The organism is Brevundimonas sp. 357, from assembly GCF_003938605.1.
GTDB lineage: Bacteria > Pseudomonadota > Alphaproteobacteria > Caulobacterales > Caulobacteraceae > Brevundimonas.
This window is the reverse complement of record NZ_RHWX01000003.1, coordinates 80,941-100,687: the sequence shown is the minus strand read 5'-3', so window position 1 is coordinate 100,687 and position 19,747 is coordinate 80,941. Positions and strand designations below refer to the sequence as shown.

The 19,747-nt window shown below is 67.3% G+C and carries 22 protein-coding genes and 1 tRNA gene; 18 read left to right on the top strand and 5 right to left on the bottom strand.

What is annotated here, in order from left to right:
* Positions 1-85: 85 nt before the first annotated feature.
* From EGK63_RS03840 to EGK63_RS16435, 3 genes are all read right to left on the bottom strand, one after another.
* Positions 86-358 (bottom strand): DUF2312 domain-containing protein, encoded by a 273-nt coding sequence (locus EGK63_RS03840; RefSeq protein ID WP_003165749.1) that lies wholly within the window; start codon positions 356-358, stop codon positions 86-88.
* Positions 359-621: 263 nt separating this feature from the next.
* Positions 622-747, bottom strand: a complete 126-nt coding sequence (gene ykgO / locus EGK63_RS03835; protein ID WP_003165750.1) for a type B 50S ribosomal protein L36 — start codon at positions 745-747, stop codon at positions 622-624.
* Positions 748-874: 127 nt separating this feature from the next.
* Positions 875-951 (bottom strand) — tRNA-Ala (locus EGK63_RS16435).
* Positions 952-1,101: 150 nt separating this feature from the next.
* Here EGK63_RS16435 and EGK63_RS03830 point away from each other — a divergent pair.
* A complete protein-coding gene (locus tag EGK63_RS03830; RefSeq protein ID WP_125900008.1) occupies positions 1,102-2,388 on the top strand; it encodes a lytic murein transglycosylase in 1,287 nt (428 codons plus the stop codon).
* A 237-nt stretch (positions 2,389-2,625) separates the two neighbouring features.
* Here EGK63_RS03830 and cysS read toward each other — a convergent pair whose 3' ends face one another.
* Entirely contained in the window at positions 2,626-4,032 is a 1,407-nt protein-coding gene (gene cysS, locus EGK63_RS03825; RefSeq protein ID WP_125900007.1) for a cysteine--tRNA ligase, read from the bottom strand.
* Positions 4,033-4,172: 140 nt separating this feature from the next.
* Between cysS and folE the strand changes: the two genes are divergently transcribed.
* From folE to EGK63_RS03745, 17 genes are all read left to right on the top strand, one after another.
* Positions 4,173-4,787, top strand: coding sequence for a GTP cyclohydrolase I FolE (gene folE / locus EGK63_RS03820; RefSeq protein ID WP_125900006.1), 615 nt, complete (start codon positions 4,173-4,175; stop codon positions 4,785-4,787).
* A 204-nt stretch (positions 4,788-4,991) separates the two neighbouring features.
* Complete coding sequence (locus EGK63_RS03815) at positions 4,992-5,438, top strand: biopolymer transporter ExbD (RefSeq protein ID WP_125900005.1); 447 nt, start codon at positions 4,992-4,994, stop codon at positions 5,436-5,438.
* Positions 5,439-5,571: 133 nt separating this feature from the next.
* On the top strand, positions 5,572-7,410 hold the full coding sequence (locus EGK63_RS03810) for a gamma-glutamyltransferase family protein (RefSeq protein ID WP_125900004.1): 1,839 nt from the start codon (positions 5,572-5,574) through the stop codon (positions 7,408-7,410).
* 167 nt (positions 7,411-7,577) lie between these two features.
* On the top strand, positions 7,578-8,444 hold the full coding sequence (locus EGK63_RS03805; protein ID WP_125900003.1) for an alpha/beta fold hydrolase: 867 nt from the start codon (positions 7,578-7,580) through the stop codon (positions 8,442-8,444).
* Positions 8,445-8,490: 46 nt separating this feature from the next.
* Positions 8,491-9,345 carry an aldo/keto reductase gene (locus EGK63_RS03800; RefSeq protein WP_125900002.1) on the top strand — a complete coding sequence of 285 codons (855 nt, stop codon included), beginning with the start codon at positions 8,491-8,493 and terminating at the stop codon, positions 9,343-9,345.
* Between the two features lie 40 nt (positions 9,346-9,385).
* The gene (locus EGK63_RS03795; protein WP_125900001.1) at positions 9,386-9,634 is read left to right on the top strand and encodes a helix-turn-helix domain-containing protein; all 249 of its coding nucleotides are present in this window, start codon (positions 9,386-9,388) and stop codon (positions 9,632-9,634) included.
* Positions 9,634-10,275, top strand: a complete 642-nt coding sequence (locus EGK63_RS03790) for a Pr6Pr family membrane protein (RefSeq protein WP_125900000.1) — start codon at positions 9,634-9,636, stop codon at positions 10,273-10,275. The genes EGK63_RS03795 and EGK63_RS03790 overlap by 1 nt, the downstream gene beginning before the upstream one ends.
* Positions 10,276-10,285: 10 nt before the next feature.
* The gene (locus EGK63_RS03785; RefSeq protein WP_125899999.1) at positions 10,286-11,818 is read left to right on the top strand and encodes a UbiD family decarboxylase; all 1,533 of its coding nucleotides are present in this window, start codon (positions 10,286-10,288) and stop codon (positions 11,816-11,818) included.
* Between the two features lie 128 nt (positions 11,819-11,946).
* On the top strand, positions 11,947-12,876 hold the full coding sequence (locus tag EGK63_RS03780) for a DUF3829 domain-containing protein (RefSeq protein WP_165906521.1): 930 nt from the start codon (positions 11,947-11,949) through the stop codon (positions 12,874-12,876).
* A 108-nt stretch (positions 12,877-12,984) separates the two neighbouring features.
* On the top strand, positions 12,985-13,614 hold the full coding sequence (locus EGK63_RS03775) for a hypothetical protein (protein WP_125899997.1): 630 nt from the start codon (positions 12,985-12,987) through the stop codon (positions 13,612-13,614).
* A gap of 37 nt (positions 13,615-13,651) precedes the next feature.
* On the top strand, positions 13,652-15,493 hold the full coding sequence (locus tag EGK63_RS03770) for a M14 family metallopeptidase (protein WP_125899996.1): 1,842 nt from the start codon (positions 13,652-13,654) through the stop codon (positions 15,491-15,493).
* Entirely contained in the window at positions 15,490-15,891 is a 402-nt protein-coding gene (locus tag EGK63_RS03765) for an MAPEG family protein (protein WP_125899995.1), read from the top strand. Before EGK63_RS03770 ends, EGK63_RS03765 begins: the two co-directional genes overlap by 4 nt.
* Before the next feature lie 282 nt (positions 15,892-16,173).
* The gene (locus EGK63_RS03760; protein WP_125899994.1) at positions 16,174-17,520 is read left to right on the top strand and encodes a TldD/PmbA family protein; all 1,347 of its coding nucleotides are present in this window, start codon (positions 16,174-16,176) and stop codon (positions 17,518-17,520) included.
* Positions 17,517-18,311 carry a 3'(2'),5'-bisphosphate nucleotidase CysQ gene (locus EGK63_RS03755; RefSeq protein WP_125899993.1) on the top strand — a complete coding sequence of 265 codons (795 nt, stop codon included), beginning with the start codon at positions 17,517-17,519 and terminating at the stop codon, positions 18,309-18,311. Before EGK63_RS03760 ends, EGK63_RS03755 begins: the two co-directional genes overlap by 4 nt.
* Before the next feature lie 13 nt (positions 18,312-18,324).
* Complete coding sequence (locus EGK63_RS03750) at positions 18,325-18,576, top strand: DUF4170 domain-containing protein (RefSeq protein WP_003165766.1); 252 nt, start codon at positions 18,325-18,327, stop codon at positions 18,574-18,576.
* Positions 18,577-18,673: 97 nt separating this feature from the next.
* Positions 18,674-18,835, top strand: a complete 162-nt coding sequence (locus EGK63_RS16430) for a hypothetical protein (RefSeq protein ID WP_003165767.1) — start codon at positions 18,674-18,676, stop codon at positions 18,833-18,835.
* Complete coding sequence (locus EGK63_RS03745) at positions 18,832-19,023, top strand: hypothetical protein (RefSeq protein WP_003165768.1); 192 nt, start codon at positions 18,832-18,834, stop codon at positions 19,021-19,023. Before EGK63_RS16430 ends, EGK63_RS03745 begins: the two co-directional genes overlap by 4 nt.
* A 3-nt stretch (positions 19,024-19,026) precedes the next feature.
* Here EGK63_RS03745 and EGK63_RS03740 read toward each other — a convergent pair whose 3' ends face one another.
* A complete protein-coding gene (locus EGK63_RS03740) occupies positions 19,027-19,692 on the bottom strand; it encodes a beta-lactamase hydrolase domain-containing protein (protein WP_125899992.1) in 666 nt (221 codons plus the stop codon).
* Positions 19,693-19,747 lie beyond the last annotated feature (55 nt).

Genomic DNA, 19,747 nt, shown 5'->3' with positions numbered 1-19,747 from the left:
AGGGCGCCGCCCCCCTTCAGCCTGTTGGAGCGTGAAGGGCCGTCGCCGGAGGGCTTGAAGGGCGTGCGCTTCAGGCCCGCCTCCCTCAGATCTCGCCGAGAGCAGAGAGGTAGAGGTCCAGAATCGCTTCTTCTTCCTGACGCTTGGCCTTGTCCTGCTTGCGCAGGCGCAAAACCTTGCGCAGCACCTTGACGTCATAGCCTTCGCCCTTGGCCTCGGCGAAGACCTCCTTCATGTCGACCATGACGGCCTGCTTGTCCTCTTCGAGGCGCTCCAGGCGCTCGATGATCGAGCGAAGGCGGCCCTGGGCCGTGGCGGTCAGGACGTCGGGGCTGGCGTCGAAGGAAGCGTCGTCCATGACTGAACTCCAGAACTCAAAATCAGGCTGCGCCCTCAAACAGGCCGAAGGCCGTCAGGGCAAGAGAAAACCACGCCTTCAAGCAGGCCGAAGGCCGTTAGGGCGAAGAAGTAGAATCACTAATCACGCACAGGCGCCCGGCTCAACGCCGGACGCGAAAAAGCCGCGGACAACGCCCGCGGCCCTGTGGATAGTCATCCCATCCACCGACGCTCGGCGCGCGCCTGACCTATCGACAGGCCGGGCGCGCCGATCGCGCGTGATCAGCCTTGCTTGGCTTTGAAGCGCGGGTCGGTCTTGTTGATGACATACAGAACGCCCTTGCGACGAACGATCTTGCAGTCGCGGTGGCGACCCTTCAGCGACTTCAGCGAGCTACGGACCTTCATGGTCGGATGTCCCGGTTGGAGGCCCGTGAGGGCGAGTAAAACAAAAGAGCCGCGGGCGAACCTGCGGCGGAGGCGGTCGTATAGAGAGGCCTTCGCCTTTCGTCAACATTCCGCGCGGGGAATCCGCTGGAGGCCTGGCCTCCGAGTCGAACGGAGGATCTCCGGACTTGCACGTCCGGCGCGTCGCCCCTCCGCCACCAGGCCCTACTCAGGGAACGCTGCAATGTAAATTCGGCGGATTAACCGCCTGCTTTCAAGAATGGTTAACGCCGTTTTCACCCTTATCACGGAAACTGATCCAGCCTTCGCGCGCTTGTGATTGGTCGTGGAATTCGGGGGCGTTAGCCTGTGACTATGCGTATCGCTTATCGTCTTCTGTTGTTGGGTTCGGTCGCCGCCTGCACCCCCATGGTTCCCACGCCGCCGCAGCCCCAGCCTGCGCCACCGCCCGTGGTCGAGCCTGCCCCCGCCACGCCGGCCCCCACGCCCCCGCCCGCCCAGACGGACCTCAGCGAGGCCTATGACCACGCCAGCTTCGACGCCTGGAAGCAGAGCTTCCTGGAGCGCCACGGCGGCGCCCGCAAATGGGAGTACGCCCGCGAGCTGGAGAGCGTGACGCCGAACCCCAGCATCATCCGCCTGGACCGCAACCAGCCGGAATTCTCGCGCCCCGCCGGGGTCTATATCCAGAACGCCACCACGCCCGCGCGAATCGCCATGGCGCGCCAGCGCGTCGACCGCGTGCCGTGGGACGTGACCCAGAAGTACGGCGTGCCGACCGAAATCCTGCTGGGCGTCTGGGCGCAGGAAAGCGCTTTCGGTCAGGTTCAGGGCGACTTCGACGTCATCCGCTCGCTGGCGACCCTGGCCTATGACGGCCGCCGCCGCGACTGGGCCGAGGAACAGCTGAAGCACGCCCTCGACATCGTCGTGACGGGCAAGCGCGACCGCGCGGGGCTGAAAGGCAGTTGGGCCGGGGCCATGGGCCAGACCCAGTTCATGCCGGATAACTATCTGCGGTTGGGCGTCGATCAGAACGGCGACGGCAAGGTCGACATCTGGGGCTCGGACGCCGACGCCCTGGCTTCGGCGGCGAATCTGCTGGCCCAGGCGGGCTGGAAGCGCGGCCAGGGCTGGGCCTATGAAGTCACCCTGCCCTCCAACTTCGACTACAGCCAGGCCGAGGGGCCGAAGCACCCCTGGTCCTACTGGGCCTCGCGCGGCGTGCGCCTGGCCGACGGCTCGTCCCCCAACAGCGCCGAGGCGGCCGAGGGCGCGGCCATCCTGTTGCCGCAGGGCGCCAAGGGCCCGGCCTTCCTGGCCCTGCCCAACCACTACGTCATCCGCCGCTACAACAACTCGGTCAGCTATGCGCTGGCCATCGGCATGATCGCCGACGGCGTATCGGGCAAGCCCCCGCTGAAGGCCTCCTGGCCCAACGACGGCCCCCTGACGCGGGACCAGCGCGTCGGCGCCCAGCAGGCCCTGACGCGCATGGGCTTCGACACCCAGGGCGTCGACGGCGTCATCGGCTCCAACACCCGCGCCGCCCTGCGCCGCTGGCAGCAGGCCAACGGGCGGACGGCGGACGGCTATCTGACGGACGTGCTGGCGGAAGAGCTGATCCGTCGGGCGCGCTGAGCTTTTCCCTCTCCTGTTGGGAGAGGGCTTGAGCCTCCAAGAGCGTAGCGATTGGTGAAGGCGACCCGTAGGGCGGCGCGAAGCAGCCAAAGGGTGAGGGTTCGCGGGTGAAGTCGGCCGCAAGGCCGTTGTGCGACGGCTTACGCCGACGGACAGGACAAACCCCTCACCCTTTCGCGCCAGAACGACGGCTGCGCCGCCGTGCGCTCAAGCCCTCTCCCGCCGGGAGAGGGTTTCCTACCCCTTCATCCGCCAGGTCGCGCCCTGCGGGCCGTCCATGACGACGACGTTCAGTTCATTCAGCCGGTCGCGGATGCGGTCGGCCTCGGCCCAGTTCTTGGCCGTGCGGGCGGCGGCGCGCTGTTCCAGCAGGCCCTCGACCTCGGCCTTCAGGCCTTCATCGACGCCCGAGAACCATTCCGCCGGATCGGCCTGAAGCACGCCCAGGATCGAGGCCGCCGCGATCAGCCGCCCCTTGGCCTCGGCCACCGCCGCCTCATCGCCCGCCGTCATGCCGCGCTCGATGTCGCTGGACAGGGCGAACAGGACCGCCATGGCGCCCGGCGTGTTCAGGTCGTCCTCGATGGACTTCATGAACTCCACCGGCGGCTCCACGTCCGCCGCCTCGACCCCGGCCGCGCGATGCAGGGCGCCGTAGAGGCGGTCCAGGTTCTTGCGGCTCTGCTCCAGCAGGGTCTGGTTCCAGTCAAGCGGCTGACGATAGTGGGCGCTCAGCAGGGCCCACCGCACCACCTCGCCCGGCATGGCCTGCACCAGATCGTGCAGCAGTAGGACGTTGCCGATCGACTTGGACATCTTCTCGGCGTCCACGGTCAGGAAGCCGTTGTGCATCCAGTAGCGGGCGTACTCGTCATGCGCGTCATCGCCATGGGCGTGGCCGTGGGCGCAGACGCCCTGCGCGATTTCATTCTCATGGTGCGGGAAGACCAGATCGATGCCGCCGCCGTGGATGTCGATGGGCAGACCCAGCGTCTCCTCGATCATGGCCGAGCATTCGATGTGCCAGCCGGGACGCCCTTCGCCCCATGGCGACGGCCATGACGGCTCGTCCGCCTTGGACGGCTTCCACAGGACGAAGTCGTGCGGGTTCTTCTTGTAGGGGGCCACCTCGACGCGGGCGCCGGCGATCATGTCGTCCAGATTGCGCCCCGACAGCGCGCCGTAGGACGGATAGGACGACACGTCGAACAGCACATGACCCTCGGCGGCATAGGCGCAGCCAGCGTCGATGATGGCCTGAATCTGCTTGGTGATCGCCTCGATATAGTCGGTGACGTGCGGCGCGATGTCGGGCGGCGAGACGTTCAACAGGCCCATGTCGGCCAGATAGGCGGCCTCATAGCGCGCGGTGATCTCGCCGATGGCGACGCCTTCTTTGGCCGCCTTGGCGTTGATCTTGTCGTCCACGTCGGTGACGTTGCGGGCGTAGACCACCTTGTCCGCGCCATAGGTGCGGCGCAGCAGGCGCACCAGCACGTCGAACACCACCGGCGGACGGGCGTTGCCGATATGGGCGTAGTCATAGACCGTCGGGCCGCAGACATAGAGGCTCACCCGGTTCGGATCGCGCGGCTCGAACAGGCGCTTTTCACGGCGCAGGGTGTCATGGATATGCAGGGCCATAGATCAGGTCTTTTGCGAGTTTTCTTGCGGGACGGACGACGTGTCCCATATAGCGGCCTGATAGACAGTCAGGGCCGCGCGCCCAAGTCCATATAAATTAGTATTCTGAACAGGCGCTCTCGCCGCCGCCGGATCGTTTCATGAGCACCACCCCCGCCAAGCCCGTCCTCGTCGCCAATGAGGCGCCGCAGCGTCCCAGCCGCGAACAGGCTCTGGAGGCCGTGCGCACCCTGATCGCCTGGGCCGGCGACAACCCCGACCGCCCAGGCCTGCTGGACACGCCCAAGCGCGTGGTCGACGCCTATGGCGAATGGTTCGACGGCTATGACGCCGATGCGGGCAAGGAGCTGTCGCGCACCTTCGAGGACGTGACCGGCTACGACGACATGGTCATCCTGCGCGACATCGAGGTCGAGAGCCACTGCGAGCACCACCTGGCGCCCTTCCTGGGCAAGGCCTACGTCGCCTATCTGCCGGGCGAGAAGGTGGTGGGCATCTCCAAGCTGGCGCGCGTGGTCGAAATCTTCGCCCGCCGTCTCCAGAACCAGGAGACGCTGACCAACGACATCATCGACGCCATCGAATCGCACCTGCAGCCCAGGGGCGTGGCCGTGCTGGTCGATGCGGCGCACCAGTGCATGACGACGCGCGGCGTGCATCACCGCCACGTCTCGACCATCACCACCCGCTTCACCGGCGCCTTCAAGGACGACCCGGCCCTGGCCGAACGATTCCTCAAGCTGGCCAAGGGTTGAGCCGAAGAACGCTGGCGTTGGTCGTCAGGGATTGAATTGATCGCGGAGAAGGCGGCCTCTGACCGAATTCGCAATCTTATTCCCCTGCATGGTCATTTCCTCGCATTCGACGGCTTTACAAGGCCGCCCTGGGACGCCAAGAGACGAGTCTGAATTTCAGTGCGGTCCGCCGGAGGGTGCGGGCCTTGATGGAGACGACTGCGTATGGGCGCGAAACTTTCCTCGAGCGGCGGCGGCGGCGGCGGCAGACTTGCCCAACAGAACGCGGACATCAACGTCACGCCGTTCGTGGACATCATGCTGGTTCTGCTGATCATCTTCATGGTCGCGGCGCCGATGGCCACCGTCTCGATCAAGCTGGACCTGCCGCCGGCCACGCCGCCGGCGCCGGACGCCGAGAAGCCGAAGGAGCCGGTGTACATCACCATCCAGGAATCCGGCTCGCTCTACATCGCCGAGAAGGAAACCTCGATCGCCACCCTGCCGGCTGACGTCTGCTCCGCCCAGGGCGCCGTGGCCAACTGCCGCGACGAGCGCGTTTTCGTCCGCGCCCAGCCGGAAGTGAAATACAATCAGTTCATGGAAGTCATGAACAAGCTTCAGGAGAACGGCTTCTTCAAGGTCGGCCTGCTGAACGAAGACATCGAATAGGATCGTTTCGATCCCATCGGATCAAGGGTCGCCTCGGCGGCCCTTTTTCTTTGCCCGGCAGTCATTCGACCGCTTGCATCGCCCTCCCGTTCTCGCCTCAATGCGGACCTCGAAAGAGGGGGAGTTTATCGCCATGCGTCGCCGCACGTTCCTGTCCGCCTTGCCCGCGGGCGCTCTGATGGCGGGAACCGCCAGCGCACAACAAGCGACCGGAGCCCCGGCCCCACACGCGGCGCCTCCCGCCCGCTCCACGCCCCGGCCGGATCCTTACGCCGGCGTCGGCATCGGCGACCGCATCACCGGGCCGAAGTTCGTGGGCCGTTCAACCGTCTGGGGCGCGAACGGCGCCGCCGCCACGGCCCACCCCGCCGCCACGATGATCGGTCTGGACACCCTGCGGCGCGGCGGCTCGGCTATCGACGCCGCCATCGCCATCAACGCCGCCCTGGGCTTCCTGGAGCCGACCGCCAACGGCATAGGCGGCGACGCCTTCGGCCTGATGTGGGATCCGGCGCAGAAGAAGGTCGTCGGCTTCAACGGCTCGGGGAACAGCCCGCGCGGCCTGTCGCTGGCCACCGCCCGTTCAAAGGCCGGGGCTGACGGCTATCTGCCCCGCTACGGCGCGGTGACGGTCAACGTTCCCGGCGCGGTCGACGCCTGGTGGAGCGCACACCAGCGCTACGGCAAACTGCCGTGGAAGGATGTCCTGCTGCCCGTCGCCGAACTGTGCGAACAGGGCGTGCCCGTGCCGCAGGTCGTGGCCTACTACCTCGAACGCAACATGGCCGGCTTCGACCGCAGCGCCGCAACGATCGAGGAAAACGACAACCGAAAGAAGGTCTGGCTGACCCGCGGCCGGACGCCGAAGACGGGCGAAATCTTCGCCAATCCGGACCTAGGCCGCACCTACCGCCTGATCGCCGAGGGCGGCCGCGACGCCTTCTATGACGGGATGATCGCCGATCATATCGAACGCTACTTCAAGCGCATCGGCGGCTGGATGACCCGCGCCGATCTGGCCGCCCACCGCACCGAATGGGTCGAGCCGCTGATGACCACCTATCGCGGGGTCGAGGTCTATTCGCTGGGGCCGAACACGCAAGGCCTGTCGACCAACCAGATCCTCAACATCTGCGAACAGTTCGATCTGAAGGCCATGGGCTTCCAGTCCGCCGCCTCGATCCACGTCCAGGCCGAGGCCAAGCGGCTGGCGTTCGAGGACCGCGCCCGCTACTTCGCCGACGAGCGCTTCGCCAAGGCCCCGACCGCCTGGCTGAACTCCAAGGAATACGCCGCCAAACGGGCCAAGCTGATCAACCCGAGCCGCGTCATGGACCGCGTCTTCCCCGGCGATGCGCCGACGCAGGGCGACACCACCTACTTCAGCGTCGCCGACAGCGACGGCATGATGGTCAGCTGGATCCAGTCCAACTATCGCGGCATGGGCGGGGGTCTGGTGGCCGACGGCCCGGACGGCCGGACGCTGGGCTTCATGTTCCAGAACCGCGGCGAGCTGTTCGCCCTGAGCGACGGCCACCCCAACGTCTATGCGCCGGGCAAGCGCCCCTTCCACACCATCATCCCCGGCTTCGCCTGCAAGGACGGCGAGCCGTGGCTGGCCTATGGCGTCATGGGCGGCGGGATGCAGCCGCAGGGACAGGCCCAGATCATCATCAACATGGTCGACTACGGCCTCGACCCGCAGGAAGCCGGCGACAGCCCGCGCTGGCAGCACTACGGCTCGTCCGAACCGACCGGCCAACCGGCCGAGGGCGTGGGCAAGCTGCACCTCGAATCCGGCGTGCCCGAAGCGACCAAGCAGCAACTGACGGCCATGGGCTGGGATCTGGGGCCGCCCGACGGCGGCTTCGGCGGCTATCAGAACGTGATGAAGCAGATCAACGAACAGGGCCGCTGGACCTACGGCGCCGCCACCGAAATGCGCAAGGACGGCAACGCCCTCGCCTATTGATCCGGCGCACATCGTTACCCCCGCTCATCCCGGCGTCCGCCGGGATGAACGGGGTGAGGGAAGCGACCAACCTCTGATGTGAATTCACCCCCTCTGACCGCCCCCGCAAAGCCTTGACCTGACGCGGCGTCAACCGGCTAGAGTTCGTTTCCAAACAGGACGGACCTATGACCGATTTCGTGACTCGCGACTTCACCGCCCCGGCCGCCGACGGCTATCCGCTGTCGATGCGGCTGGTGTCGGCCGCCCAGCCTCGGATCGCCGTGCTGGTTTCGTCCGGCACGGGCTTTCCCAAGGGTTTTTACGAGCGGTTCGCCCGCCATCTGGCGGGCCGAGGCGCGGCGGTGCTGACCTATGACTTCCGGGGCATCGCCGGGTCGCGGCCGGATGAGCTGAAGGGCTCGACCATCGACTATCCCGACTGGGGACGGCTGGACATGCCCGCCGCCCTGGACGCCCTGATCGAAGCGGCGCCGGGCCTGCGCGTCGTCCATGTCGGCCACAGCGTCGGCGGCCATTTCCTCGGCTTCATGCCCAATCACCACCGGATCGAGCGGCACGCCTTCGTCTCGGTCGGGACCGGCTGGTGGGGCGGGCACCACCGCAGCTACAATCCGATGGAGCTGTTTTTCTGGCTGGGCTTCGGGCCGTTCAGCCTGATGCGCCACGGCTATATCAAGGGCGGCGGCCTGTGGGCCGGGACCGACCTGCCGCGCGGCGTCTTCACCACCTGGCGGCGCTGGTGCATGAAGCGCGCGTACTTCTCCAAGGAGTTGGAGACCAGCCTGCGGCCGCATCATTATGAGGCCGTGACCGCGCCGATTCTGTCCTGGATTTTCACTGACGATCCCATCGCCACGCCCAGCACGGCGCGCGATCTGTTGAGCGTCTATCCCAACGCCCGCTCGAACATGAGCGTCCATGCGCCCGGCGACTTTGGGGCGCGGCGCATCGGCCACGAAGGCGCCTTCCGCAAGGGGATGGAGCCGTTGTGGGATCGGATTTTCCACTGGTTGGACAATGGCGACGCCTGAGCGGGCGCCTATATCCCAGGCTCATCGTCCCTCCGGAGCCTCCCCCATGCCCTATTCCGATCAGCCGACCGTGACCGCCTCGGGCGTTGAGATTCCCCGGCTCGGTTTCGGCACCTGGCAACTGGAGGCCGACGACGCCCGCCGCATGGTGCGCGAAGCCCTGCGCATCGGCTATCGCCACATCGACACCGCCTGGATCTACAAGAACGAAAAGGCGGTCGGCGACGGCATCGCCGACGCCGTGGCCGAGGGGATCGTCACGCGCGACGACATCTTCGTCACCACCAAGATCTGGGTCGATCACTTCCATCACGACGCCCTGCTGCGTCAGGCCGAAGAGTCCGCGCTCAGCCTGGGCCTGACGCCGGACCTGCTGCTGCTGCACTGGCCCAAGCCGACGCCGGCGCTGGCGGAAACCATCGGCGCCCTGAACGAGGCGCGCGATCAGGGCTTCACCAAGAACATCGGCCTGTCCAACTTCCCCTCGGCCCTGTTCCGCGAGGCCGCCGCCCTGTCGCGCGCGCCCCTGATCACCAATCAGGTCGAATACCACCCCTATCTGTCGCAAAAGACGCTGATCGAGACGGCGCGCGAACTGGGCTCGTCCATCACCGCCTGGTCGCCGCTGGCCCAGGGCAAGATCGCCGACGACGCCGTGATCGGCGAGATCGCCAAGGCCCACGGCAAGACCAACGGCCAGATCACCCTGCGCTGGATCATCCAGCAGGGCGTCATCGCCATTCCGCGCACGGCCAAAGAAAGCCGCGCGGCCGAGAACTTCGACATCTTCGACTTTGAGCTGTCGGCCGACGAAATGGCGCGGATCAGCGCCCTGGCCCGCCCCGACGGCCGCATCGGCGACTGGCTGGACGAGGCCTTCCAATGGGATCAGGATGCCTGATCCGACACGGTTCTAGGGCGCATGCGCCGAGGAGGACGCCATGGGTTCGGTTCTGGGCTTTCCGGGGATTGATCCGATGGACGCCGTCGTCGGCGCGCGCATCCGCCGCTGGCGCGACCAGCGCGGCGTGGCCTTCGACGACCTGGCCGCCGCCATCGACCTGACGCCCGAGGCTCTGCGCCGGGTCGAGGCGGGACGCGAGCACTTGGACGCCGCCCAGTTGGACGCCGCCACCCGCGCCCTGCGCCTGCCGGTGTGGGCGCTGGTGTCCGACGCTCCGGCCTATTGATGACGGCGCGGCTCTATCGCGGACTGTTCGCCGTGGTCGGCTGGGGCGCCCTGGCCCTGCAATACGGCCTGCTGCTGCGGAACAATCCCGGCTCCGGCGCAGGCGAGCTGACGCTGAACTTCTTCAGCTTCTTCACCATCCTGACCAATCTGCTGGCGGCGCTGGCCCTGACGGGGCCGGCGCTGGCGCCCGACAGTCCTCTGGGCCGATGGAGCCGCAGCGAGGGCGTGCGGGCCGCCGTCGCTATGTACATCGTCGTGGTCGGCGTCGTTTATCATCTGCTGCTGGCCCAGACCTGGAACCCTCAGGGCTGGCAGAAGGTCGCAGACACTCTGCTGCACACCGTCATGCCCCTGGCCTTCGTCGGCGACTGGCTGCTGTTCACGGCCAAGGGGCGGCTGCGCTGGATCGACGCGGTCAAATGGCTGGCCTTTCCGCTGCTCTACGGCGGCTGGACCCTGGCGCACGGGGCGATGACGGGCTGGTGGCCCTATTGGTTCGTCAATGTCAGCGAACTGGGCCTGGCGCGGGCGGCGGCGAACTTCGCGGGCCTGCTGGTCTTCTTCCTGCTGCTGGGGCTGGTCGTCGTGGCGATCGATCGCGCGTTCGGACGGCGTGACAGACGGCTCGCGTCCGCCTAAGCGTCAGCGCATGGCCTACAAGTCCCTGCGCGATTTCATTGCGACCCTCGAAGCCGACGGCGAACTGGTTCGCGTGTCCGAGCCCGTCTCCACCCATCTGGAGATGACCGAGATCCAGACCCGGCTGCTGAGGAACGGCGGCCCGGCGGTCCTGTTCGAAAAGCCGGTCATGCCGGACGGCTCGATCAGCCCCATCCCTTGCCTCGCCAACCTGTTCGGCACGGTGAAGCGGGTCGCCATGGGCGTGACGCTGGAGGGCAAGCAACGCACCACGGCGGGCGAGCTGCGCGAGGTCGGCGAACTGTTGGCCTTCCTGCGCAATCCGACGCCGCCGCGCGGGCTCGGCGACGCCATGGAGATGCTGCCTCTGGCCCAGACCGTCATGTCCATGCGGCCCAAGACGGTGAAGAAGGCCCCGGTGCAGGAGGTGGTGCTGAAGGGCGATCAGATCGACCTGACCGCCCTGCCCATTCAGGGCTGCTGGCCCGGCGAGCCCGCGCCCCTGATCACCTGGGGTCTGGTCGTGACCAAGGGGCCGTCGGACGACCGCGAGGACGACTTCAACCTCGGCATCTACCGGATGCAGGTGCTGGGCAAGGACAAGGCCATCATGCGCTGGCTGGCCCATCGCGGCGGCGCCCAGCACTACGCCCGGCACAAGAAGGCGGGCAAGCGCGAGCCCCTGCCCTGCGCCGTCGTTCTGGGCGCCGATCCGGGGACCATCCTCGCCGCCGTGACCCCGGTGCCGGAAACCCTGTCGGAATATCAGTTCGCCGGCCTGATGCGCGGCTCCAAGGCCGAACTGGTCCCGTGCAAGACCGTGCCGCTGATGGCGCCGGCCAACGCCGAGATCGTGCTGGAAGGCCACGTCCTGCTGGACGAGTTCGAGGACGAAGGCCCCTACGGCGACCACACCGGCTACTACAACTCGGTCGAGAAGTTCCCGGTCTTTCAGGTCAGCGCCATCACCATGCGCAAAGACCCCATCTATCTGACCACCTTCACCGGCCGTCCGCCGGATGAGCCGTCGGTTCTGGGCGAGGCCCTGAACGAGGTCTTCATCCCCCTGATCCGCCAGCAGTTTCCCGAGATCACCGACTTCTGGCTGCCGCCCGAGGGGTGCAGCTACCGCATCGCCGTGGTGTCGATGAAGAAGGCCTATCCCGGCCACGCCAAGCGCGTGATGATGGGCTGCTGGAGCTATCTGCGCCAGTTCATGTACACCAAGTGGATCATCGTCGTGGACGACGACATCAACGCCCGCGACTGGAAGGACGTCATGTGGGCCGTCTCGACCAAGATGGACCCGGCGCGCGACATCACCGTCATCGAGAACACCCCTATCGACTATCTGGACTTCGCCTCGCCCGAAAGCGGCCTGGGCTCCAAGATCGGTCTGGACGCCACCGACAAGTGGGAGCCCGAGACCAAGCGCGAATGGGGTGAGGAAATCCGCATGGAGCAGGACGTCATCGACCGTGTTTCCGAGAAGTGGGCCTCGCTGGGCCTGCCGGGCGACGGGGCGCCGATCTGGAAGGCCTGACGCGGTTCCTGTGAGCAGTTTGCAAAAACTCGTCTCGCGAGAGAACCCAAATGGCTGATCGGCGTTCAGTTTCCCGGCCGAAGGAACGGCGACGCTTGAGGCGCGCTGATCGGCTTAGGGGAATCCATATGATTTCACGCACCAGCGCCGGCGTCGCCACGCTCGCACTCGCCGCCGCGCTCAGCCTTTCGGCGTGCGGCGACAGCAAGGGCAACGCCGAGAATCCGGCGCCTAAATCGGTCGCCCAGGCGGCGGGCAACGAGGCCACCCAGGAGAAGATGAACCTCTACATCGACGCCTTCAACGCGCTGATCGACGACCACTGGGGCGTGTCGAAATACTTCGGCGACTATCAGAAGCTGGACATCCCGAACGCCTCGGCCACGGCGAATCTCTACTTCCCCGAGAACATCTCCCACCTGGAGCGAGCGATCGCGAAGCTGAAGGAAGGCCGGGCGCTGAACGGCGGCAATCAGGGCAAGAAGGCCGATGAGGCGGCCGACAAGCTGATCCCGCAACTGGAGGCCCTGCTGGCCCAGTGGCAGGCGCTCGACCCCTATTTCGAATCCCGCGCCTATCGCGACGACGGCCTGGCCAAGGCCAAGGCGGCCCACGCCGCCCAGACCCAGGCCTATCAGGGCAGCGTCGCCAGCATCGAACAACTGGACGTCGCCCTGACCGAATACCAGCGCGCCAGCAACGCCGCCAAGATGGAGGCCATGCGCAAGGGAGGCCACGCCGCCGAGGCCAGCCTGCTGGACGCCATGCAGAAGGCGGACCTGTTCACCAATGCGGTGATGGAGGACAACAAGGCCGAAGCGGACGCCCAGCTGCCGGCGATGGAAGCGGCCATCGCCAAGCTGCGCGAGGAACAGGCCAAGATGCCGGCGGACAACAGCAACAAGTCCTACCTGTCCAGCATCGCCGACAATCTCAGCGGCATGGTCGGCGCCTATCGCGACTTCAAGCAGTCCAACTCGGACAGCTACCGCGAGTCCGTCGTGGATCGCTACAACAGCGCCATCGGCAACATGAACCGCGTGGAACTGCCCGCGTGATCCTGGCCCCGGCGCTTCGGCGCCGGGGTCTCTCCGCGCCGGCTGGCTCTGGCGATCAGCGCCTGATCCGTCTAGCTTCGCCGTTCGATGCGAAGCTAGGGGGCGACGTTGAGCGCATTCGAATTCTTCTTCAGCTTTTACGGCCTCTTGCTCGGCCTATCGGTGGCGGAGCTGGTCGGCGGCTTCGCGCGGGTGCTGCATGAACGCGAGCGCATCCGTTTCGGCTGGCTGACGCCGGCGCTTGCCCTGTTCGTGGCCATCGACATCGCCACCTTCTGGAACCAGGCCTGGGTTATCTTTCGTGGGGCGCCGTTCAACACCTTCCTGCTGCTGGTCAGTCTGAGCATCGCCGCGACCTTCTATGTGGCCGCCAGCGTCACCTTCCCCCGCATCTCGGCCGAAGGGGCGCATGAGCGGGTCGATCTGGACGACCACTTCTGGGCGCATCGCAAGCTGGTGTTCGGCTGCATCCTGGGCGCCAACCTGATCGTGGCGGTCATGGTCGTCATCCTGAGTCAGGCGGATGCCGGTTTCGCCAAGATCGCCAGTTCGGCCTCCCTGTGGACTGGGGTCGCCGTCTTCGTGGTCGGGACGGCGACCGCGGCCTTTGCGCCCTGGCGTCGCGTGGCGGTGGGCGCCCTGATCGTGGTCCTGCTCTACAGCCTGTGGCAGATGTTCCGGTCGGCGGCGGCCCTGGCGGCGGCGGGCGGCTGGTCGCTCGTGACCGGCGCGGGCTAAGGCTTGCCAGACGATGACGATGCGCCCACGAAGAGCCATGCGCCCTGATTATCTTGTTGCGGCGGCCGTAGCCGCCCTTGTCGCCTGCGTGAGCCCCGCCATGTCCCAGACCCCGACCTCAGTCTCCAATGTCGCCCCCTGGGATCAGGCCTTCCTGCCGCCCGCGCCCACGTGGAACGGCGCGTCCAGGGCCCTGCTACGAGGCGCCGCCGATCCCTGGGTCACGGCGTTCGAGGCCGATGCGGCGCATGACTTCTCGCCCAACTACGCCGACACGCGCGCCTGGTTCGACCGGCTGGACGCCGCCAGCGACCTGATCCGCATCGAACAGTTCGGCACCTCGCCGGAAGGCCGCCCGATCTACGCCGTGATCGCGTCAAAGGACGGCGCGACCTTCGATCCGTCCAAGCCCGTCCTGCTGGCCCAAGCCGGCATCCACCCGGGCGAGATCGACGGCAAGGACGCGGGCATGATGCTGCTGCGCGACATGGCCTTCTACGGCAAGGACGGCCTGCTGGACCGCGCCAACCTGATCCTGATCCCGATCCTCAGCGTCGACGGACACGAGCGCGCGGGCGCCTATTCGCGCCCCAACCAGCGCGGGCCGCGCATCCAGGGCTGGCGCCACACGGCGACCAACCAGAACCTGAACCGCGATTTCATGAAGCTGGATCAGGCCGAAATGCAGGCCGTCATGGGCCTGATCCACAAATACCAGCCGGACCTCTACGTCGACATCCACGTCACCGACGGCATCGATTATCAATACGACGTCACCTTCGGCTACAACGGCGAGGACGGCGTCTGGAGCCGCAGCCCGGCCATCGCCTCATGGCTGGACGCCGCCTTCAAGCCCGCCATGTATGAGGCGCTGGAGGCTCAAGGCCACATCCCCGGAGAACTGGTCTTCGCCATCGACGACCGCGATCCGAAGAAGGGGCTGAACGACGGCGGTCTGGGCGAGCGCTTCTCCAACGGCTGGGGCTCGGCGGCCCACGTCCCGACCATACTGATCGAGAACCACAGCCTGAAGCCGCACGAACAGCGGGTGCTGGGAACCTATGTCTTCCTCGAACAGGCGCTAAAGCTGCTGGCCGAAAAGTCCGGCGACCTGCGCGCCGCCATCGCCGCCGACCGCGCCCTGCGTCCCGCCGAACTGCCCGCCAATTTCGACAGCGACGAGACGCCCTCGCACACCCGCCCCTTCAAGGGCATCCGCTATGAGACGTTCGACAGCATCGCGTCGGGCCGCCCTGAAATTCGCTGGCTGGGTCAGCCGGACGCCGAACTGTGGCCCATGCCCTTCTACGGCTCGCACCCGACGCTGACGCTGAAGCGGCCGACCGCCTATTGGGTGCCGTCCTATCGTCATGACGTGATCGAGCGCCTGCGCATCCACGGCGTGCGGATGGAGACGCTGGACGCCCCGCGCACCGTCGCCGTCGACATGCTGCGCCTCCTTGATCCCAAGGTGTCGGGCCGCACCAACGAAGGCCATGTGCCGATCTCGGTCAGCGACGTCCGGCCCGAAGCCCACGACTGGACCTTCCCCATCGGCTCCGTCCGCGTGCCGACCGATCAGCCGATGGGCGACGTCGCCATCCTGCTGCTGGAACCGCAGTCGAACGAGAGCTTCTTCGCCTGGGGGATGTTCCCCGAGGTGCTGAACCGCGTCGAATACATCGAGGCCTACGCCATCGCCCCGCTGGCCGAAAAGATGCTGGCCGCCGATCCGGCCCTGAAGGCCGCGTTCGAAGCCAAGCTGGCCGCCGACCCCGCCTTCGCCGCCGACGGCGACGCGCGTCTGGCCTGGTTCTATGAGCGCACGCCCTTCTACGACCAGCGCTATCGCCTCTATCCCGTGGGGCGCGAGAATTGAGCCTGATCCCGACCATTCAGGCCGCCGCCCTGTGGGGCGGTCTGCTGATCCTGCTGCTGTTCGTCCTGTCGGGCGTGGTGGTGCGGCGGCGGCGTCAGCATCTGGTCGAGTTCGGCGACGGCGGCGTGCGCGAGCTGGTCTGCGCCACCCGCGCCTTCTCCAATGCCGCCGAATACATCCCGGCCGGAATGTGCGGCCTGATCCTGCTGGCCTTCCTCGGCGCCCCGGCCCTGCTGATCCATGCCGTCGGCGGGATGCTGTTCGCCGGACGGGTGATCCATGCGCTGGGCCTGCTGTTCCAGGAGGGGCCGTCGCTGGGCCGCTCGGTCGGCATGATCCTGACCTGGCTGGCGCTGCTGGTGGCGGCGCTGAGCCTAATCGCCTGGTCCATCCTATAGGCAAAAACCCAACCCTCTCCCGGCGGGAGAGGGCTTGAGCTTCGGAGAGCCGAGGGCGATCCACCAAGCGAAAGGGTGAGGGGCTTGTCCCGTCAGTCGGCGTAAGCCGCCGCGCCACGGCCTTGCGGCCGACCTCACCCGCGAACCCTCACCCTTTGGCTGCTACGCGCCGCCCTTCGGGTCGCCTTAGCCAATCGCTACGCTCTTGGAGGCTCAAGCCCTCTCCCATCAGGAGAGGGTGACAACGGTTGCGCGCCCTGTTTCCCTCCGCCATATCGGGGCATGTCCGATAAGACGCCCTCCCCCGACATCCTGAACGATCTGATCTCCGCCGCGCTGAAGGCCGGCGCCGATGCGGCCGAGGCCGTGTCCGCCCATCGCGCTTCCCTGTCCGTCGGCGTGCGCAACGGCGCGCTGGAAGACGTCGAGCGCGAAGAGGCTCGCGATCTGGGCCTGCGCGTCTTCATCGGGCGGCGTCAGGCGACGGTGTCCGCCTCCGACCTGTCCGACGCCACCCGCGCCCGTCTGGTCGAGCGCGCCGTGGCGATGGCGAAGCTGGCGCCGGAAGACCCCTATGCCTCGCTTGCGCCGCAGGACCGTCTGGCCGCCGCGCCGCACGCGGACCTCGATCTGTACGATCCCGCCGAACGCTCGGCCGAGGCGCTTGAAGCCGCCGCCGCCGAGGCCGAGGCCGCCGCCCTCGCCGTATCGGGCGTGTCCAAATCCGAGGGCGGCCACGCCTCCTGGTCGGCCAGCGAATGGCGCCTCGTCACCTCGCACGGCTTCGACGGGCGCCATCGCGGCAGCGCCTTCTCGCTGGGCGTCGGCGTCATCGCCGAGAAGGACGGCGCCATGGAGCGCGGCGGCGAAAGCCGCGCCGTGCGCCACCTGTCCGACCTGCCGGACGCCGCCTCCATCGGCCTGAAGGCGGGCGAGCGCGCCGTCGCCCGCGTCGGCCCGCGCAAGATCGCCTCGACCACCGCCCCCGTCATCTTCGAGAACCGCGTGGCGACACAGGTGCTGTCGCCGCTGCTAGGCGCCATTTCCGGCCCGTCGATCGCGCGCGGCAGCTCCTTCCTAAAGGACAAGCTGAACCAGGCCGTCCTGCCGACCGGCGTCGACCTGATCGACGACCCGTTCCGCCCGCGCAGCCTCGGCTCCACCCCCTTCGATGACGAGGGCGTGGCCGTCGAACGGCGCGAGATCGTCAGCAACGGCGTCCTGACCAACTGGCTGCTGAACACGGCCTCGGCGGCCCAGTTGGGCCTGCAGACCACCGGCCATGCCTCACGCGGGCTGGCGGGACCGTCCGGCGTCTCGACCCACAACCTGCACCTGACGCCGGGCGAAGGCGATCTGGAGGCCCTGATGGCCCAGGCCGGGACGGGCCTTTTGATCACCTCCATGTTCGGCCCCTCGCTGAACGGCAACACCGGCGACTGGTCGGCCGGGGTGTCGGGCTTCTGGTTCGAGAACGGCCAGCGCGCCTATCCGGTCAGCGAAGTCACCGTGGCGGGCAATCTGATCGACCTCTACGCCCGCCTGCAGCGCGCCGGGGATCTGGAGTTCCGCGGCGCGTTCAACAGCCCCTCCCTGCTGTTCGACAAGGTGGCGATCGCGGGCAAATGAGCGACTACCGCGCCGACCTCGCCCTGATCCGCGACGCGGCGCTGGCCGCCGGTCGGCTGGCGCTCGAACACCGCGAGGCCGGGCTGAAGGTCTGGTCCAAGGACGGCGGCTCGCCCGTCACCAGCGCCGATCTGGCGGTGGACCAGCTGCTGCGCGATGCGCTGCTGACCGCCCGGCCCGACTACGGCTGGCTGTCCGAGGAGACGGCCGACAGCACGGAACGCCTGTCGAAGAAACGCATCTTCGTCGTCGATCCGATCGACGGCACCGTCGCCTTCATGAAGAACAAGCCGTGGTGGTGCGTGCCCATCGCCGTGGTCGAGGACGGCCGCCCCGTCGCCGCCGTCATCCACGCCCCGATGATGGACGAGATGTTCGAGGCCACGCTGGGCGGCGGCGCCCGCCTGCAGGGACGGCCCATCAGCGCCTCCGACACCGACGACCTGGAAGACGCCGAGCTTCTGGCCGACGCCCGGCTGATGGAGGCGCGCGAATGGGACGAGCCCTGGCCGCCGATGCGCTTTTCCAAGCGCAACGCCCTGGCCTATCGCATGGCGCTTGTGGCGGCGGGGGCCTTCGATGCGGCCATCGCCATCAGCCCCAAATGGGACTGGGACGTCTGCGCCGGCGCCCTGATCGCCGAAGAGGCCGGGGCCAGGGTCAGCGACCATATGGGCCGCGCTTGGCGCTTTAATCGCCCCGATCCGCGCCAAACCAGCCTGATATGCGCCGCGCCGGCCCTTCACCCGTTGATCGTGAGGCGCACAGCGCCTATCCCGCTGGCCATCTGACATTCCTCCCGCAATGGACCCCCTCTCCATGGCCGACTCTCACGACCCCCAACTGCTTCACCTCGTCATCGGCGGCGAAATGCGCCACCCGGCCGAGCCCGTCTTTCGCGACCTGTCCCAGGTCGAGTTCGTCGGCGCCTTCGGCAACTACGAAGAAGCCAAGAAGGCCTGGAAGGCCCGCGCCCAGGCGACCGTCGACAACGCCCACATGCGCTACTTCATCCTGCACGCGCACAAGCTGATCGATCCGCGCACCGACGCCTGACCCACCGTTCACGGCGCAGTTACGCCGCTGTTCAGGAACCGCAGGGGCGGCTGATGCGCTTTCTCATCAGTCGCCTTTGTCATGAACAGGATTCGCCATGCTGCCGACCCTCATCGTCCTGCTTCTGGTGGTCGTCGCCGTGGCGGCGATCGTGTGGGTCGTGCGCAAGGGGCCGCCGCACGTCGCCCGCCCCGGCGAGGATCAGGACACCGCCTGGAACGACCCCTTCACCCCTTCTGATCGGGACCGCAGACCTTGACGCTATTCGGCCAGACGCTGGACGGCCAGCAGATCTTCGGCGTGGTCTCCCTGATCGCCGTCCTGGCGCTATGGCTGATCGTCCTGGCCCGCCAACGCGATCACGTGCGTCAGATCAAGCGATGGAAGAAGGAACAGGCGGCGCGCAACGCCCCGCCGCCCGCCGCCGGACGCGGCCCCTGGGGCTGACCCCTATTCGCGCTTCAACAGGCGGTCGACGACCAGCTTGCCCCACCATCCGGCCTTGAACTCGGCGCGGATCGCCTTGGGGTCATAGGCGTCGCTTTCGACCCAGTCCTCGAAGCTGACGCCCGTGGGTTCGACCTCGGCGACGTATTTCTCCAGCGTATAGTCCAGCACGCCGGTCAGCCCCTCGCGGCTGTGCAGGGTGCGCTTGCCCAGTTCCTCCATCGCCGCCGAGATCGGCTCGCCCAGGTGGAAGTGGCGATAGAAGACCGCCATCATCCCCGCCCGGTCCGCGCCCGACTTGCAGTGGATCAGGGCCGGATACTCCATCGTCTGGAACAGCGCCTTGGCCCGGCGCACACGGTCCTTGCCCGGCGGATCGCGCGAATCCAGCGGCGCGTCGATCAGCGTCAGGCCCAGCCGTTCGCAGGCGTCCTTCTCCAGCCAGTAATAGGCTTCGTCCCTCTGGCCGCGCAGATTGACGACGGTGCGGACGCCCTGCCGCTTCCACCAGGCCAGCTGGCGCGGCGACGGCTGATTGGTCCGCACCAGGTCCGGTCCCAGCCAGTGGGCGTTGGTGAACGCCGTGCGCAGAAAGGCGTGATCCTTCCAGAAATAGGACCAGCGCGCCTTGAAACGGCCGAACGGCGTAGTCAGATCGTAGCGCCCCATGACGGCGAGATAGCGCCGTTTGCATCCGGCGTCACCCGTCCCAAGGCCGTCTCTC

Bases quoted from the DNA above. Each gene is read 5' to 3' on its own strand.
- EGK63_RS03840 (WP_003165749.1), bottom strand. From the start codon at position 358: ATGGACGACGCTTCCTTCGACGCCAGCCCCGACGTCCTGACCGCCACG.
- ykgO (WP_003165750.1), bottom strand. From the start codon at position 747: ATGAAGGTCCGTAGCTCGCTGAAGTCGCTGAAGGGTCGCCACCGCGAC.
- EGK63_RS03830 (WP_125900008.1), top strand. From the start codon at position 1,102: ATGCGTATCGCTTATCGTCTTCTGTTGTTGGGTTCGGTCGCCGCCTGC.
- cysS (WP_125900007.1), bottom strand. From the start codon at position 4,032: ATGGCCCTGCATATCCATGACACCCTGCGCCGTGAAAAGCGCCTGTTC.
- folE (WP_125900006.1), top strand. From the start codon at position 4,173: ATGAGCACCACCCCCGCCAAGCCCGTCCTCGTCGCCAATGAGGCGCCG.
- EGK63_RS03815 (WP_125900005.1), top strand. From the start codon at position 4,992: ATGGGCGCGAAACTTTCCTCGAGCGGCGGCGGCGGCGGCGGCAGACTT.
- EGK63_RS03810 (WP_125900004.1), top strand. From the start codon at position 5,572: ATGCGTCGCCGCACGTTCCTGTCCGCCTTGCCCGCGGGCGCTCTGATG.
- EGK63_RS03805 (WP_125900003.1), top strand. From the start codon at position 7,578: ATGACCGATTTCGTGACTCGCGACTTCACCGCCCCGGCCGCCGACGGC.
- EGK63_RS03800 (WP_125900002.1), top strand. From the start codon at position 8,491: ATGCCCTATTCCGATCAGCCGACCGTGACCGCCTCGGGCGTTGAGATT.
- EGK63_RS03795 (WP_125900001.1), top strand. From the start codon at position 9,386: ATGGGTTCGGTTCTGGGCTTTCCGGGGATTGATCCGATGGACGCCGTC.
- EGK63_RS03790 (WP_125900000.1), top strand. From the start codon at position 9,634: ATGACGGCGCGGCTCTATCGCGGACTGTTCGCCGTGGTCGGCTGGGGC.
- EGK63_RS03785 (WP_125899999.1), top strand. From the start codon at position 10,286: ATGGCCTACAAGTCCCTGCGCGATTTCATTGCGACCCTCGAAGCCGAC.
- EGK63_RS03780 (WP_165906521.1), top strand. From the start codon at position 11,947: ATGATTTCACGCACCAGCGCCGGCGTCGCCACGCTCGCACTCGCCGCC.
- EGK63_RS03770 (WP_125899996.1), top strand. From the start codon at position 13,652: ATGCGCCCTGATTATCTTGTTGCGGCGGCCGTAGCCGCCCTTGTCGCC.
- EGK63_RS03760 (WP_125899994.1), top strand. From the start codon at position 16,174: ATGTCCGATAAGACGCCCTCCCCCGACATCCTGAACGATCTGATCTCC.
- EGK63_RS03755 (WP_125899993.1), top strand. From the start codon at position 17,517: ATGAGCGACTACCGCGCCGACCTCGCCCTGATCCGCGACGCGGCGCTG.
- EGK63_RS03750 (WP_003165766.1), top strand. From the start codon at position 18,325: ATGGACCCCCTCTCCATGGCCGACTCTCACGACCCCCAACTGCTTCAC.
- EGK63_RS16430 (WP_003165767.1), top strand. From the start codon at position 18,674: ATGCTGCCGACCCTCATCGTCCTGCTTCTGGTGGTCGTCGCCGTGGCG.
- EGK63_RS03740 (WP_125899992.1), bottom strand. From the start codon at position 19,692: ATGGGGCGCTACGATCTGACTACGCCGTTCGGCCGTTTCAAGGCGCGC.